This is a genomic window from Streptomyces sp. 4F14 (assembly GCF_048159485.1).
In the GTDB taxonomy this organism is placed as follows: Bacteria; Actinomycetota; Actinomycetes; order Streptomycetales; family Streptomycetaceae; genus Streptomyces.
In genome coordinates, this window is the sequence record NZ_JBLRVY010000231.1 from 1 (window position 1) to 372 (window position 372).

Sequence of the window (372 nt, forward strand, 5' to 3'; positions counted from 1 at the left end):
GGGTTCCACTCGCTGGCCGGCTCGGCGGGGATCGTGGCACTGGCGGGGTCGTCCGGCCTGTCCGTGCCGGACGGTTCCGCGGCTGAGCCGCTGGCCGCGGGGGTGGTGGGGAAGGCCGTCGCGTTGGTGACCGGGGCGGGAGTTCCACCAGGAGCCGGAGCCGGGGACGCCGTGGCTTCGGCCGACCGTTTCCTCGACACCCTCGCCGACCGGCTCGCCATCGGCGTCGCCTCCGTCGTCGCCATCCTCGACCCCGGCTGCGTGGTCCTCGGCGGCGAGGTGGGACAGGCCGGGGGAGAGGTGCTCGCCGCACGGGTGGAGGAGCGGATCCGACGGATGTCGCCCCTCACGACCGTCGTACGGCCCAGTGGC

The 372-nt window shown here is 75.3% G+C and carries 1 protein-coding gene; it reads left to right on the forward strand.

Going from position 1 to position 372, the window contains the following annotated elements; genetic code table 11:
• Nucleotides 1-372 (forward strand): ROK family protein (locus tag ACLZOT_RS50470; protein ID WP_416976055.1); only part of this gene is annotated, 372 nt, incomplete at both ends.